The sequence below is a fragment of the Cytobacillus firmus genome (genome assembly GCF_023715565.1).
Taxonomy (GTDB): domain Bacteria; phylum Bacillota; class Bacilli; order Bacillales; family Cytobacillaceae; genus Cytobacillus; species Cytobacillus firmus_C.
In genome coordinates, this window is sequence record NZ_JAMBOJ010000026.1 from 23,699 (window position 1) to 39,911 (window position 16,213).

Below are 16,213 nucleotides of genomic sequence, written 5' to 3' on the forward strand. Positions count from 1 at the left end.
ATAGATGTCTGGCCTATCTTTTCTATTATACTCCCTTATTGTATATCCACTTTTCTTTTAATCGGTCAAATTCTCCATTGAGCTCCATCTCCTCCATCCAGAGATTAACCCAGTTCTGAAATACTGCATCCCCGCGATGCATAAGGTAGCCTTTTTGGCTTTTCGTGAACGTATTGTCCGTCAGAGCCGCGTAAAGCCTGGAATCCTGGCTTGCATAGTAGATGGCCTCAATGCTGTCCGTAATCATCACATCTACTTTTTCTTCAGCAACCATGTTCGGAATATCCAGATTGTTTTCGATTACGACAACCTTTGCTTGTGTAATGTTGGCATTCACGAATTTTTGGTTGGTTCCCCCTGGGTTTACACCGATGGTGACATTTGGCTGGTCAATCGCTTCCAAACTTGTATATTTCTCTTTATCTTCCTGTCGGATTAAAGGAGCCTTTCCGTCATTTATATAAGGCTGTGTTAAGTGTGCTGTTTTTTGCCGTTCTGTATTGCGGCTGATTCCTCCAACCGCGATATCAAACTTGTTTTTATGGAGGTCCTCCATTAAGGTTGGCCAAGAAGTTTTAACGAAAGTGATCTTCACCCCAAGGTCTGCTGCCATTAATTTAGCCGCTTCGATATCATAGCCTTCATACTCTTTTGTTTCCGGATTAAAGTACGTAAATGGCTTATAATCACCAGTTGTTCCTACCCGAATCACACCCTTCTTTAAAATATGGTCGAGCCTTGAGCCAATGACGAATGTATTGGCATTTTTATGTACTTCCCCTCCTGAAGCTTGGGCTACCTGTTTCACTGATACATAAGGCTTTCCATTTACAGTAACCGTGCTTAACGTCTTTCCATTTAACTCAAGCTGCTTGGTTATACTGTCGGCAAGTGACAGGTTTGTCCCTCCGGTAATCAACAATGCAAAAAGAGCAAATACGATGAGTACTTTTTTGGGCAAAATGTTTCCCTCCTATTCATTTAGTTATGTCTATTATCTTTAGGAAGATAGATAAAGTAAATTTATTTTCCGAATTTTCAATAAAATAGTTCGTTTATACGAGGAAAATAGCCCCTTTATTATATAAACACAATATCATTTGGCCCTAAATAGCCTAATACCAGCGTACCTCTGATATATAAGGGATTGGCATTTTTTTAAATAATCATATTTGCATTAAGAAGGATTAACGCTCGTATATAAATGTGTTAAATTGCATTTTCTTATTGGGGTTTAATTGTGGGCAATCTTTCTTGCTCGCACCAATATTTTGCCCAGCCAAGAAAAAATTCAAACACAAAAGAGCCGCAGGTTTGCGGCAATGTCTAAGAATTACTGTGATCAGTTTCTCCTCGAGGAATTCTAAACAACTAGCATCCTATCAAAATAGAAGACGGATAAACATTAAAGTGCCTGTTATAGCACTTACTTTTGAAAAAGGATACCATTTTGCTTTAGCTTTGAGCGATTTTTACGTGTTAGATAAAAAAGGGATAAAGGGAAAATAAAATAATCGAAGAAATATATAGTAATGCTCTTAAAAACAAAAAGCTAAAATTGAGGTGATCTTATGGTGGCAGATAAACTTCCGTTTCCTTTCTTTATCGCATCTCCTGACGATTGCATTTCCTATTGCAACGAATTCTTCCGGAAAAGCTTATCTATAGCTGAAATCGATCATATGTATATTCGAGATGTCTTTGAAAGCTGGGTTGAGTTACGAGGAGGACAGCTGATTCATGGGTCTTATCAGAATAAAAATTGTATGTTCATAAAAAGCAGTCTGGCTGATTCTCAAGACATCGTCTATATAGGAACGTTTTCCTCGGAGCTGACATCCTTAATTGAGGAGTTGCGGGAAGCGAAGCGTGTGAATTGGGAGCTTGATGCTACGATCGAAAATTCTTATGACGGCATTTATATTACGAATAAGGAAGGCATTACGATCAAAACAAATTCTGCGATTGAAAGATTAACTGGGATTCCCAAAGAATATTATTTAGGGAAAAAAGTCGATGCCTTAATGAAGAGAGGGATCCTGAAAAATTCAGTAACACACCAGGTTCTTGAGAAAAAACGAAGCGTCTCCCTTGTCCAGCAAAATTTTTTAGGAAAAGAGGTCCTGTTAACCGGAAATCCCGTTTTTAATGAGCAAGGTGAAATACAAAGCATTGTTACCAATATTCGGGATTTATCCGAGTTGAATGACCTACAGTCGGCTCTGCTAGAGGCGAATCAATTAAATAATAGCTACAAAAAGGAAATCGAAAGGCTGAAAGGAGGGGCGTACGGTGCTAAGGGTGTTATTGTCAGAAGCAAAGTAATGAAGAGGATTTATGATACCGCTTTCAGAATATCCAATGTAGATGCTACAGTGCTGATACTTGGTGAGACTGGGACTGGGAAAGACGTTCTGGCACGGTATATTTATGACCAAAGTGATCGAAGCGAAAGCGGTGATTTGATTAAGATTAATTGCGGGGCCATACCGCCTGACCTCCTGGAATCCGAGTTATTTGGCTATGAAGCTGGTGCTTTTACAGGTGCCAGTTCTAAAGGGAAGGCCGGCATGTTCGAGATGGCCGATGAAGGAGTTCTTTTTCTTGATGAGATAGGTGAGCTGCCCCTTCAATTACAGGTTAAGCTCTTGAGAATCCTCCACGAGCAAGAGGTACAGCGGATTGGGGGAACCAAACCAAAGAAAGTGAATGTACGCATCATCGCTGCAACAAATAGAAACCTAAAGGAAATGGTTTTGAATGGAGATTTTCGTGAAGATTTGTTTTATCGTCTTAATGTGATACCGATTTCAATTCCCCCTCTCAGTGATCGAAAAGATGAAATCTTGCCGCTTTCCGAATATTATCTTGAATTAATGAACACCAAATATAAAGTACATAAGAAGCTTTCCTCAAGCCTTAAGGAGTTTTTTTATCATTACACATGGCCGGGGAATATTCGTGAACTGGCAAACTTAATCGAGAGAATCGTCCTTATTACGGATGAAGATAACCTACTTTTAAGTCATCTGCCTGCAGAGTATAAAAATAAGAATGGTGAAGCCATTGAAGTAAATGAAATGATGACGCTAAAGCAAGCAGCCGAATTGGCAGAGGAGAAGGTCCTCCAGCTGGCTGTCAAAAAATACAGCACAACATATGAATTGGCAGAGGCACTTGATACAAGTCAGCCGACAATAGTAAGAAAATTAAAAAAGTATAATTTGAATTTCGTTAATAATGTATAGGGGAGTGACTTATGAAAATTGGAATAATGGGATCTGGAGCTGTAGGAGGTTTTTTTGGGAGTTTGCTGAAAAGATCGGGCCATGAGGTAATCTTTATTGCAAGAGGAAAAAATTTGGAGAAAATGCAGCAGGAAGGTTTGAAGGTCTATAAAGATAATGAACTCATCCATGTGCACGGCCGTTTTTCAAATGATGTAAATGATTTAAAAGGATCCAGCCTCATCTTATTTTGCGTCAAATCTGTTGATACACTTAATGCTGCCCGCCAGATTGCTGAAGTATGCTGTCCTAAAACCCATATATTAACGCTGCAGAACGGAGTCAGCAATGAAGAAATATTAAGCTCTGTGTTTGGTCCGGAGCGGGTATTCTCTGCTGCTACTTATGTGCAGGCTCAAACGAAGGGCCACGGAGTGATTCAGCAAACCGGCTTTTACCAGCTTGTTTTTGGAAGTTTGAGTGCACAGGGAGAAGATGACAGCCGCCTATATGCAGAACTGTTTACAGAATCGGATATTCCTGCCAAAGTATCGGAATCTATTATAGAAGCAAAATGGAAAAAGTATATTTGGAATATCACCTTTAATCCTTTATCAGCTGTTACCGGTGCTTCTGTTGGCGAAATTTTGGACAGCCCGGAACTGAAAAAGCTGGCAAAAGGAATTTGTGAGGAAGGGATCGAGGTGGCCGGCAAACTAGGGCTTAGCTTCCCTCCCACCTACTCTGAAGACCTCATTATTCGCTCAGAAAGGGCAAAAAGCCATAAAACATCCATGCTCCAGGATTTATTAAACGGCAAGAAATTAGAGACAGATGCTTTGACAGGCTATCTCATTCGAAAAGCTGAAGAAAGTGAAGTCTCAGTGCCATACACAGAAGCCATACACAGTCTTCTTAAATTTTTAGAAACAAATGCATATTAAAACAATCCTCTACTGCTATTTATTAAAAATAGTGGTTTTTTTTTTGCAAATGATGATTAATTCAAAATAGTATTCTGTGATTCAATTTTGAATCATGCGGTATACTTCATAATTTGTCTATCTATCTATTTTTTTGATTCATTAATGAATTAGTTTATTTTTTAAAAAATATTCAAACTATTGCGAATAGCGAACTCTTAGACTTGGCACGGTAATTGCATATTGATGTATATAAATAAAATAGGGGAGGACATACATATGATTGCAGCACTTCCGCTGGAAATTGAACAAATGAAACAAATGGTAAAACACTTTGTAGAAAGGGAAGTTGAGCCTTTTGCCCAGCAGATTGAAGAAGAGGACAGAATACCGCAGCATTTGATTGAGAAGGCAAAAGAACTGGGCCTCTTCGGAATGAGCATTCCCGAGGAGTATGGTGGTATTGGATTAAATGCTGTTGGCAAAGCAGTTGTTCTTGAACAATTGGGGAGAACACACAACGGCTTCGTCAGCCTGATCAGTGCCCATACCGGAATTGGCAGCACAGGACTCGTTAAGCTCGCTTCTGAGTACTTGAAACAAAAGTATTTGCCTGATATGGCGGAAGGTAATAAGATTGCTGCATTCGCTCTTTCTGAGCCAGGTGCTGGATCGGATGCCACAAATTTGGCAACGCGCGCAGAGAAAAAGGGAAGTAACTGGATTATTAATGGAACAAAGCATTTTATTACAAACGCACCAGTGGCAGATGTTTTTACCGTTTTTGCCTTAACTGACAAGGAAAAAGGTGCCAAAGGAGGCATCACAGCCTTCCTGGTTGAAAAAAATTTCCCAGGATTCACGATTGGAAAGCAGGATAAAAAAATGGGTTTACGAGGTTCATACACGGCCCAGCTGATTTTTGAAGATTGTATTGTGCCAGAGGAAAATGTAATTGGCGAAATTGGAATGGGATATATATCAGCACTGAAAATTCTTGGCGAAGGACGTATAGGGCTGGCTGCCAGATCAGTCGGCTCGTGTGACAAATTGATCGAACTTTCCTCCTCTTATGCAAAAGAAAGAATCCAGTTCGGAAAGCCAATTGCAGACAATCAGGCTATCCAGTGGATGCTGGCTGACATGGCGACGGAAACGGAGGCTGCAAGGGCCTTGACTCTGCGGGCCGCGATGATGATTGATGAAGGAAGAAAAGTGATCAAAGAAGCATCGATGGCGAAATTATTTGCATCTGAAGTTTTTAATAAAGTAGCTGACAAAGCTGTACAAATTCATGGAGGTATGGGATACGTCTCTGACTATCCGGTGGAACGTTTTTATCGGGATGCGAGGATTACAAAGATTTATGAAGGAACAAACGAAATTCAGCGTTTGATTATTGCCAGAAGAATTTTGGAAGAGGTTTGATGAAGGATGGCAAACCAAATTGAATTATTCAATATCAAAAGCAAGGTTGCCTTGATTACTGGAGGGGGAAGGGGGCTCGGCAGGCAAATAGCCGAGATATTTGCATCCTCCGGTTGTCACATCGCCATTTGTTCGCGCAAGCTTGAACAGTGCGAGGAGACCGCCCGAACCTTATCTGATACATTCGATATTCAGGGTAAAGGGTACGCCTGCAATATCCAAAATGAAAACGATGTCAAAGAAACGGTCAGGCAGGTATTAACCGATTTTGGACAAATTGACATACTCGTAAACAATAGTGGTGCCACCTGGGGGGCCGCAGTTGAAGAAATGCCTCTCGATGCCTGGGAAAAAGTGATGAACGTTAATCTGACTGGAATGTTTCTTATGACAAAGGAAGTAGGTAAGCATATGATCGAACGGCAATCAGGCAAAATTATCAACATTGGTTCTGTGGCTGGTATTAAAGCAGAATCGCCTGAGGTGCTGAATGCAATAGGCTATAGCACAAGCAAGGCAGCTGTCCATCACTTTACGAAGGATCTTGCCCGTAAATGGGGTCAGTACAATATTCATGTCAATGCGATTGCACCAGGATTTTTCCCGACAAAAATGACAAACCATGTTCTGGTCGAAAAAGGGTATGAAATCAGAAAGCATAATCCGCTCGGCAGAATTGGGGATGATGATGCCTTAAAGGGTGCTGCCCTTTTTTTTGCCAGCCCTGCCAGTGCATTTGTAACTGGCCAAGTTCTGGCAGTTGATGGCGGCAGCTCGCTCTAGTCCGCCATTTGCTATAACCGTTAGGGGAGGGATAATGATGAATCAAGTACAGGAGTCGAAAGTCATTGATACTTCTATAAAAGTGAAACCTGCTTATATTGAGGAACTATGGCATTCCCGAAAAGAGGGCTGGAATAAAAGCAGGGTATTTTTGCTGATTATTTCGGTGTTGGCAATCGGGATGTCGGTTTTCCATGTTTATACGGCGGGATTTGGAACTCTGCCTTCATGGGAACAGCGAAGCATTCACGTAGTCTGGGCATTGCTTTTAATATTTCTGTTATTTCCGTTTAGAAAAGGCAAGAAATTTAGTGTTATAGATGTTCTGTTTGTTATCCTCACTCTTGCCATAGGCGCCTATTGTCTGTTTGGAGCTGAAGGAATCCAGAGCAGGCAGGGGAATGTCGGTCAGTATGATATGGTATTTGGAACGATTTTAATTGCCCTTGTGCTGGAAGCAACCCGAAGGACGAATGGATTGGCCATGATGCTAATTGGATTGTTATTTCTTGTTTATATTTTTTTTGGGCAATACTTCCCAGGCATCCTTGCACATCCGGGTGCAAGATACGGCAAGATGATAGACCAGATGTTTAATAGTACGCTTGGTATTTTCAGCTCGCCCATTTATGTGAGTTCGACAATTCTGGTGCTGTTTGTTGTGTTTGGATCGTTTTTGATGAAATCGGGAGGCGGGCAGTTCTTTACCAACTTTGCTTTTGGTGCACTTGGGAAAAAAACAGGTGGTCCTGCCCTTTCCGCGGTTGGTGCAAGCGCACTTGTTTCTACGATTACAGGAAATGGAGCCGCTAATGCAGCCATAACTGGTTCTTTTACGATTCCGCTGATGAAAAAGCTCGGCTATTCCAGGAAATTTGCCGGAGCAGTTGAGGCTGTAGCCTCTCAAGGCGGACAAATTATGCCGCCAATCATGGGGGCATCAGTATTCATTATGGCGGAAGCAACCGGCATTCCTTATATTAAACTGGCATTATATGCGCTTATTCCAGCCATTATCTATTTCCTGATTGCTGGCTTTATCGTCTATTTTCATGCTAAGCGCCTAAAGCTTGCTGGAATACCGGAAGATCAGCTGCCTGATCCGAAGAAGGTCCTTTTGCGGGAAGGTTATTTGTTTTTGCCGATCTTCATCATTATTGGCTTAATGATGTACGGATACAGTCCGATGAAAGCAGGGTTTTATGCGATCCTGCTGACTATCGCCATCAGCTGGATCAGGAAGTCAACAAGGATGAACCTTTTATCCATCCTGGCAGCGCTGGAAGACGGGATTCGCGGGTCACTGGCCGTAATTGCCGCTTGTGCGACAGCCGGCATTATTGTCGGGTCAGTATCTCTTACAGGACTCGGCCTGAATTTTTCAAGGTTTGTCATTGACCTTGCAGGCGGCCAATTATTTCCGCTGCTTCTCTTAATTGGTCTTGCGTCCATTGTACTTGGAATGGGGATGCCAACTGTTTCAGCCTATGTCATTCTCGCAGTTTTGGGAGTGCCAGCCCTGACTGACGCTGGTGTGAATCTAATTGCAGCCCACATGTTTGTTTTTTATTTTGGAGTCCTGTCAGGCCTGACGCCGCCAGTTGCCATTACGGCTTACACAACAGCAGGAATAGCCGGATCTAACCCTAATGCTACAGCCTTCTACGCAATCCGGATCGGTGCGGGCGGATTTCTCATCCCCTTCATTTTCGTCTATAATCCGCAGCTTTTGCTGCAGGAAGGAAGTGTCTTAGGAATTACGCTCGCGGTTGTAAGCGCTTTATTCAGCTGCTTTATTTTTTCCGCGGCAATAGAAAATTATCTGGTCAATGAAATGAACTTGTTACATCGGACTTTGCTGTTTATTTCTTCCTTTACATTGGTTGTGCCGGGCTTGTTTACGGATATTGCGGGCATAGCCATTTTCATCCTCGTTTATTTCATGAACAAACGGACGTCTGCAGTGGTCAATGCAAAAGAATTGAATGCTTAGTAAAGAAGGAGAGGGGAAAGAACCATGAAAAAACTGTCTTTAACGCTATTGCTGATTATTTGTACGTTCCTTTTGGCTGCATGCGGTTCAGGTGATAAAGAAGTCTCAGGGGGAGAAGGAAAACTTGAAGCACCAGGTAAATTCCTTCGAATCGGTTCAGGTCCGATGGGATCGGGCTGGTTTCCGATTACGACCATTATGTCTGAGGTTTATATGGACAATTTCAGCGGATTGAATGCATCACAAATTGAGGGCGGATCGACGGCCAACTTAAAATCACTGCATGTCGGTGATATAGAAATGGGCATTAACTATACCTCAGATTTCTCAGATGCTATTAAAGGAGAAGGCAGCTTTGAGAAAAAGGTCGACACCATTGCAAGTGTGGCTTCCTTATACCCGGTCTATCAGACAATCGCGACTTTACAGAAATCAGAAGACATCAATTCTATCCAAGATATTGTGGACAAGCATATTTTTCTGGGACCTAAGGATGGCGGCGGGCCAGTCGCATTCTGGCGAATGATGGAGGAGTATGGGATTGACGAGGAGAAAATCAAGAAAGCCGGCGGCAAAATCTCCTACGGGAATTATAATGACGGGGCTTCCATGCTGGCAGATGGAAATGTCGATGTGTTCCTTGGAGGCGGGGCTCCGGCAATTGCATCCCTGCAGGAGATTGAAATGACAAACCCTGTAAAAGTGCTGCCGATCGATCAAGATAAACTTGAAAGCATTAGCAAAAAGGACTACGGAATATCCTTTGATAATTTGCCTGCCGGAACCTATAAAGGCCAGGAGAAGGATATTCCAACCTATACTGCCGTTTCAATGCTGACAGTTCAAAAAGAGCTGGATGAGGAATATGTTTACAATCTTACAAAATTATTTTGGGATAATATGAGTGCCTTTGAAAAGCAAATACCTGAAAGGGCAAAGCATTTCACTCTGGAAACTGTTCTTGATGGTATTGACCCTGAAACTCTGCATCCTGGTGCAAAAAAATATTTTGAAGAAAAAGGGGTTCTAAAATAAGAACAAGGAGGTGAAGCACCCTTGCATAACTTAAAGTACCGGCCATGGTTTAAGCATTATCAGAAAAATACCAGCATTGAAATTACGGAGACTCCTCTTTATCGGGTATTGGAACAATCGGTTCTTCATTATGGAGATAAGACAGCAATTATTTTTGAAAATGAAGAAACAACCTATCTGGAGCTGAAGGACCAGGTTGACAGGCTTGCAGGAGGTTTTCAGGAGATGGGATTTCAAAAGGGTGAGCGGATAGGCTTAATGCTATCTAACCATCCTGATTACATCATCTGCTATTATGCAGCCCAGGCACTGGGTCTCACGGTCGTCCAAATCAATCCGATGTATACGGAAAGAGAACTTCTGCAAATAGTAAATGACTCAGAGGTATCCTATATCGTTGGGGATTCATTATCAAGAAAAACAATTCTCGAGGTGAACAAGCTTTACCAGTTCCGGTTCATAATCGGTTCACAGTTTGAAGTTGGGAATTCGGAAGGGTGCAAAACGCTGGATGAGCTGATTCCGTTCTCAGCTCCAATCGATACTCCAGCGGAAATTGATGTACATGAAGATATTGCAGTTATTCAGTATACCGGGGGCACATCCGGGAAGACGAAAGGTGCCATGCTGACACACTACAACCTGGTTGCCAATGTGATTCAAAGTTTTAATATGTATAACGGAAATATGATTACCGGTGAGGAGACCATTCTCACCGCGACCCCTTTATATCATGTCTATGCCATGACTAGCGCAATGAATCTTGGAATCTATATAGGAGCAAGAATCCTGCTATGTAAAAGGTTTGACGTGAATAAGGTGCTGGAAAACATAAAGAAATATCGGCCTACTTTCTTTCCGGGAGTACCCAAAATGTATATATCCTTTGTGAATCACCCGGGGATAGAACAATACGGTTTAAATTGTCTGAAAACCTGTTCATCAGGATCGGCCCCGCTTCCTGTTGAGGTCATTAAAAGATTTGAAGAATTGACAGGGGCAACCATTGGGGAAGGATTTGGATTATCGGAGGCATCCCCTTCCACCCATCGCAACCCCCCTTTTGGAATCAGAAAGATTGCCAGTATCGGGATTCCCATGCCTGAAACGGACTGCATGATCGTTGATGAAAACAAAAATGAACTAGGTCCAAAATGTGTCGGGGAATTGCTGATCAAAGGGCCTCAGATCATGAAGGGCTACTGGAATAATAAAGAAGAAACGGCTGCAGCCCTTCAGAACGGCTGGCTTTATACAGGTGATCTCGCCATGATGGATGACGACGGCTATTTTTATATTGTTGGCCGAAAAAAGGAAATGATCATTGTAGGAGGCTTCAACATTTATCCTCAGGAAGTGGAAGGGGTCCTGTATGAACACCCGGATATCCAGGAAGCAGCAGTTGCCGGCATCCCTAATGAGGAGCATGGGGAGCTGGTAAAGGCTTATGTTGTTCCAAAAAGCGGAAGAGATATCGATATTGATGAACTTAAAGGGTACTGTTACTCAAAATTAACACCCTATAAGGTTCCAAAAATATTTGAGGTTCGCAGCGCACTTCCAAGGAACACTGTCGGAAAGCTTTTGAAAAGGCTGCTTGTAAAAGAGGAGCTTGAGAAAGGGGAGAAGAACAATGCCGAATAAGATTGAAAAAGTCGGAGTGATTGGCGCTGGAACAATGGGGTCTCAAATTGCAATGGTATGTGCTCTGGGCGGCTATTCCGTCATCCTGCAGGATGTAAGTGATGATAACCTGGAAAAAGGCAGGCTAATGCTGGATGAACAAATGCAAAAAAGGGTTTCAAAAGGAAGGCTTACGAGGGAATCTGCTGAAGCAGCGTTCAGCAGAATACAGTTTACCGATTCCCTTGATGAATTAGGCGATGCTGATTTTATCATTGAAGCGATTGTAGAAAAGCTTGAGATTAAAAGAGAGCTATTTTCAAAGCTTGATAAGCTTGCGCCAGCACATGCCATCATAGCCACGAACAGTTCTACCATTGTAAGCTCTAAGCTCGCTGATGCAACGGGAAGGCCGGAAAAAGTGTGTAATGTCCATTTTTTTAATCCGGCACTGGTCATGGAGCTTGTTGAAGTTGTCCGAGGACCTCATACCTCGGCTGAAACGACTGAGACAGCCATGGAATTTGTAAAGTCCATCCAAAAGTACCCAGTCCTTTTAAATAAAGAAATTTCAGGCTTTGTCGCAAACAGGATTCTGGGAAAGCTGATGGACGAAGCCGTCTATCTTCTTGAAAACGGAATTGCCAGTCATGAAGATATTGATATCGTTTGCCGGAAAGCACTCAACCATCCGATCGGACCATTTGCTTTAATGGATCTGACAGGAATTGATGTAAATTATCTGGTCCGAATGCAGCGCTACAAGGAAAGTGGAGATGAGAGAGACAAACCTTCAAGGATTGTCCAGGAGAAATATGATAAAGGCGAGCTTGGAAGAAAGACTGGAAAAGGTTTCTATACTTATTCTGCCCCAGAGGCAAAAGTGTAACGGAGGGATATGGATGAATATTTACGTTTTATTAAAAAGGACTTTCGATACTGAAGAGAAAATTGTCATTTCCGGCGGAGAGATCAATTCGGATGGAGCAGAATTTATCATTAACCCCTATGACGAATATGGAGTAGAAGAAGCGATTCAGATTCGGGACAGCCAGGGCGGGGAAGTAACAGTGGTTTCCGTTGGCAGCGGGGATGCAGAAAAACAGCTGAGAACAGCTTTGGCAATGGGGGCAGATAAAGCCGTGCTGATTAATATTGAAGATGACCTGGAGATAGGTGATGAGTTTACAACAGCAAAAATTTTGGCTGAGTTTTTAGAGGATAAGGAAGCAGACTTAATTTTCGCAGGGAATGTTGCGATTGATGGCGGAAGCGGTCAGGTCGGACCCCGTGTTGCTGATCTTCTGGGCATCCCTTACGTTACGACTATTACAAAAATTGAAATAGAGGGACGAGATGTGAACATGATCAGGGACGTTGAGGGCAGCTCGGAAACCATTGAAGCGTCTCTTCCGCTGCTGGTTACGGCACAGCAAGGATTAAATGAACCACGCTATCCTTCTTTGCCGGGAATTATGAAGGCGAAGAAAAAACCGCTGGAAGAATTGGAAATTGATGACCTCGATTTGGATGAAGACGATGCAGCGGCAAAAACGAAAACCATTGACATTTATCTGCCTCGGAATAAAGAAGGCGGCCGTATTCTTGAAGGGGAGCCTCAGGATCAGGTAAAGGAGCTAATCAATCTGCTTCACTCAGAAGCAAAAGTAATTTGAGGAGGGAATGTACATGTCGAGAAAAGTAATCGTTCTTGGAGAGGTCCGCAATGGAGAATTAAGAAATATATCTTTTGAAGGGATAGCTGCTGCGAAAACGGTCGCTGAAGGCGGAGAAGTGACTGCCGTGCTGATGGGTGAATCGGTACGCGGTCTTGCACCGCAGATGATTCATTATGGTGCAGACAGAGCTGTCATTGTTGAGGATCCTAAGCTTGCTGCCTACACGCCTGATGGATTTTCCCAAGCCCTTCTTGCTGTTATTGATCAAGTAAAACCGGAAGCTATTATCTTTGGGCATACAGCGCTAGGAAAGGATTTATCTCCTAAAATGGCAAGCAAGCTGGGCGCGGGACTGATCTCTGATGCTGTTGCCATTGAAGCAGAGGGTGACAATATTATTTTTACACGGCCTATCTATTCTGGAAAAGCATTTGAAAAGAAGATTATAACGGATGGTGTTTTGATGGCTTCCATAAGGCCCAATAACATTCCTCCGCTTGAAAAAGATGTATCACGAGAAGGAGGGATTTTTGCTGTTTCCGCGGATATTAATGATTTGCGCACCGTCGTCCGTGAAGTAGCAGAAAAGGCTGTCCAGGATGTCGACCTGTCAGAAGCAAAAGTCATTGTGTCTGGTGGGCGCGGAGTGAAAAGTGCTGAGGGATTCAAGCCGCTTATGGAACTTGCTGATGTGCTTGGCGGTGCAGTTGGGGCTTCACGCGGTGCATGTGATGCGGAATATTGTGATTATTCACTCCAAATCGGACAAACAGGAAAAGTGGTCACACCCGATCTATATATCGCTTGTGGAATCTCAGGTGCTATCCAGCACCTGGCCGGAATGTCGAATTCAAAAGTAGTTGTGGCCATTAATAAAGATCCGGAAGCAAACATTTTTAAGGTAGCCGATTACGGTATTGTAGGAGATTTATTTGAAGTGGTGCCAATGCTTGTTAGAGAGCTTAAAGCGTTGCTAATAAAAGCATAGCGTACTTTGAAAGATCAATAGATTCGTATAACTTCAATTTAATGTTCCGATTATAGAACACCAGGCTGTTTCTCATATGCTTGCTGAAATGGCCAAGAAATAAATTTGCAGGTAAAAGGAGAATGGAAATGGCAGTTCGGAAAGAAATAGTCATTGTCAGCGGGGTACGCACCCCAATTGGACGTTATGGCGGAGCTTTGAAGGAAGTCACCTCAGGACATTTGGCCAGCCACGTAATTAAAGAAGCGATAGGTCGTGCGAGACTTAAAGCAGAACAGGTTGACGAGATCATCTTAGGGGAAGTCCGGCAATCAACAGAATCATCGAACGTGGCAAGAGTTGCAGCTTTAAGGGCAGGCATTCCTGAAACAGCGCCTGCGTTCACTGTTAATCGTTTATGCGCATCCGGGATGCAGGCAATTGCCTCTGCTGTTCAGCAAATTCAATCTGGACAGGCGGATATTGTTGTGGCAGGCGGAACGGAGAGCATGAGCTGTTCACCTATGTATTTACGGGGAGCCCGTTTTGGCGGAGACCGGGCAAAATTGATTGACTCTAATATTGAAGCAGGACAGCAGCCCAAGGAAATTTATGGTGAAAACCTTGGCATGGGCATCACCGCAGAAAATGTAGCCGAAAAATATAGAGTTGCAAGGGAAGACCAGGATGCTTTTGCATTAGAAAGCCAGCGAAAAGCGCATGAAGCCATTCAAGAAGGAAGATTCAAGGAGGAAATTGCCCCGTACGAAATCAAATCAAAAAAAGGTTCCATTTTAGTGGATACAGATGAGCATCCCCGTCCTGAAACTACCATGGAAAAACTGGCTAAATTAAAGCCGGCCTTCAGAGACCATGGGACAGTAACGGCTGGGAATGCTTGCGGGCGAAATGATGGAGCTGCAGCTGTATTGGTCATGTCAAGCGAGCAAGCAGAAGAGCTAAACCAGCGGCCTCTTGCCAAGATCATTGATTGGGCTGCAGCAGGTGTGTCACCAGAAATTATGGGAATAGGTCCAGTCCCTGCAGTCAAAAAACTTCTTGAACGTACAGGTAAATCCATTAACGATATTGCTCTTTTTGAGCTAAATGAAGCATTTGCCTCTCAATCTCTTGCTGTAATTAGAGAATTGGGTCTTGATCCGAATAAAGTGAACGTAAATGGCGGGGCAATTGCCCTTGGTCATCCTGTAGGGTCTACAGGTGCCCGTATTGTTATAACCCTAATGCATGAACTGATCCGCAGGGAGGAACGATATGGAATCGCAACCCTTTGTGTAGGTGGAGGCCAAGGTATGGCTATCTTAATTGAAAATATTGCCAAAGATCAGAGGGTGTGATGTAGATGAAAGAAAGGCATTCCTAATTATTTGACCATTTGGATTTTAAACGTAAGCCTGATGAGAATGGAATCATTGTTATTAAAAGTGTTCTAGAAGAGGAGCATTTATTAGATGAAGAGAACATTGGTGCAGGCGTTTTTCAGATACTGCTCGATACTGCGATTGGAACAGCCGCTTCCGAAAAGGCAAAGTGTTTTGCTGTAACTCTTCAGCTGCATTCGAACATTATTAATTCTGCAAAAAAATGATATTCTATTCTGCCGGGCAAAAGTCGTGCATAGTACGGCTAAATCGGCATTTGGGGAAGGAGAGATCCTCGATGCTTCTGGCAGAATGATTGCAAACGTCCAGGCAAGCTTTAAATTAATATCCTATAAAAATGAGTAAAGGAGCTGTTTTTTAATTGGTTTATGAAAACATTGAAGTCTTAAAAAAGAACAGTCTTGCCTATATAGTCATCAACCGACCTGATCTTCGAAATGCTTTAAATTATGAAACGCTGCAGGATATCCTTTCTGCCCTTAACATGCTGAGGGAAGATGAAATGATTGGCTGTGTCATCTTTACAGGGAAGGGAGAAAAATCTTTTGCTGCAGGTGCAGACATTAGTCAGCTCAAGCAGAAGAGCGCTTTAGATGTATTTAAACCGGGAGGGATGCAGCAGGTCTATGACTATATTGAAATGTACGAGAAGCCTACCATTGCGATGATAAATGGCTTTGCACTTGGCGGGGGATGTGAACTTGCTCTTGCCTGCGATATACGTGTTGCTTCATCCAATGCTAAATTTGGGCTGCCGGAGCTAAATCTTTCAATTATCCCGGGAGCAGGGGGAACTCAGAGGCTGGCACGACTTGCAGGAAAAGGCAAAGCACTTGAAATGATATTGACTGGAAAAGTAATTGACAGTGAAGAGGCATATCAATTTGGATTGGTATCAGAGGTAGTGTCACCCGAAAATCTGCGGGCAAAAGCAGAGGAAATAGCCCGGATCATATTAACAAAAGGCCCTCTTGCTGTGAAAATGGCGAAAATAGCAGTCCATACTGGAGCTGAAACAAATCAAAAAACAGGTTTAATGATTGAAAAGCTTGCTCAGGCAGTGCTATTTTCAACAGAGGATAAGAAAGAGGGGGCAGCAGCTTTCCTGGAAAAAAGAAAACCGGAATTCCTTTCAAAATAAGATAAGGGGAG

14 protein-coding genes are annotated in these 16,213 nt (G+C 42.8%); 13 read left to right on the forward strand and 1 reads right to left on the reverse strand.

Annotated features, from left to right (window positions below; translation table 11 throughout):
* Positions 1-25: 25 nt before the first annotated feature.
* Entirely contained in the window at positions 26-961 is a 936-nt protein-coding gene (locus tag M3205_RS12205) for a transporter substrate-binding domain-containing protein (RefSeq protein WP_251170158.1), read from the reverse strand.
* Between the two features lie 610 nt (positions 962-1,571).
* On the opposite strand from M3205_RS12205, the gene M3205_RS12210 reads away from it, so the two are divergent.
* The 13 genes from M3205_RS12210 to M3205_RS12270 all read left to right on the forward strand — a co-directional run bounded on the left by M3205_RS12210 (position 1,572) and on the right by M3205_RS12270 (position 16,202).
* Positions 1,572-3,248 carry a sigma-54 interaction domain-containing protein gene (locus tag M3205_RS12210; RefSeq protein ID WP_251170159.1) on the forward strand — a complete coding sequence of 559 codons (1,677 nt, stop codon included), beginning with the start codon at positions 1,572-1,574 and terminating at the stop codon, positions 3,246-3,248.
* 11 nt (positions 3,249-3,259) lie between these two features.
* Positions 3,260-4,171: a ketopantoate reductase family protein gene (locus tag M3205_RS12215; protein ID WP_251170160.1), complete on the forward strand. Its 912-nt coding sequence runs from the start codon at positions 3,260-3,262 to the stop codon at positions 4,169-4,171.
* A 258-nt stretch (positions 4,172-4,429) separates the two neighbouring features.
* The gene (locus M3205_RS12220; RefSeq protein WP_251170161.1) at positions 4,430-5,578 is read left to right on the forward strand and encodes an acyl-CoA dehydrogenase family protein; all 1,149 of its coding nucleotides are present in this window, start codon (positions 4,430-4,432) and stop codon (positions 5,576-5,578) included.
* A 6-nt stretch (positions 5,579-5,584) separates the two neighbouring features.
* Positions 5,585-6,361, forward strand: coding sequence for an SDR family oxidoreductase (locus tag M3205_RS12225; protein WP_251170162.1), 777 nt, complete (start codon positions 5,585-5,587; stop codon positions 6,359-6,361).
* A gap of 34 nt (positions 6,362-6,395) precedes the next feature.
* Complete coding sequence (locus M3205_RS12230) at positions 6,396-8,354, forward strand: TRAP transporter permease (protein ID WP_251170163.1); 1,959 nt, start codon at positions 6,396-6,398, stop codon at positions 8,352-8,354.
* A gap of 24 nt (positions 8,355-8,378) precedes the next feature.
* Positions 8,379-9,389, forward strand: a complete 1,011-nt coding sequence (locus tag M3205_RS12235) for a TAXI family TRAP transporter solute-binding subunit (RefSeq protein WP_251170164.1) — start codon at positions 8,379-8,381, stop codon at positions 9,387-9,389.
* A gap of 21 nt (positions 9,390-9,410) precedes the next feature.
* Entirely contained in the window at positions 9,411-11,033 is a 1,623-nt protein-coding gene (locus M3205_RS12240) for a long-chain-fatty-acid--CoA ligase (protein ID WP_251170165.1), read from the forward strand.
* The gene (locus tag M3205_RS12245; protein ID WP_251170166.1) at positions 11,023-11,901 is read left to right on the forward strand and encodes a 3-hydroxyacyl-CoA dehydrogenase family protein; all 879 of its coding nucleotides are present in this window, start codon (positions 11,023-11,025) and stop codon (positions 11,899-11,901) included. Before M3205_RS12240 ends, M3205_RS12245 begins: the two co-directional genes overlap by 11 nt.
* Positions 11,902-11,914: 13 nt before the next feature.
* On the forward strand, positions 11,915-12,688 hold the full coding sequence (locus M3205_RS12250) for an electron transfer flavoprotein subunit beta/FixA family protein (RefSeq protein ID WP_251170167.1): 774 nt from the start codon (positions 11,915-11,917) through the stop codon (positions 12,686-12,688).
* A gap of 13 nt (positions 12,689-12,701) precedes the next feature.
* Entirely contained in the window at positions 12,702-13,679 is a 978-nt protein-coding gene (locus M3205_RS12255; protein ID WP_251170168.1) for an electron transfer flavoprotein subunit alpha/FixB family protein, read from the forward strand.
* Positions 13,680-13,807: 128 nt separating this feature from the next.
* Entirely contained in the window at positions 13,808-15,016 is a 1,209-nt protein-coding gene (locus tag M3205_RS12260; RefSeq protein WP_251170169.1) for a thiolase family protein, read from the forward strand.
* A 38-nt stretch (positions 15,017-15,054) separates the two neighbouring features.
* The gene (locus M3205_RS12265; RefSeq protein ID WP_251170170.1) at positions 15,055-15,267 is read left to right on the forward strand and encodes a hypothetical protein; all 213 of its coding nucleotides are present in this window, start codon (positions 15,055-15,057) and stop codon (positions 15,265-15,267) included.
* A gap of 155 nt (positions 15,268-15,422) precedes the next feature.
* Positions 15,423-16,202 (forward strand): enoyl-CoA hydratase/isomerase family protein, encoded by a 780-nt coding sequence (locus M3205_RS12270; RefSeq protein WP_251170171.1) that lies wholly within the window; start codon positions 15,423-15,425, stop codon positions 16,200-16,202.
* The last annotated feature ends 11 nt before the right edge of the window (positions 16,203-16,213 follow it).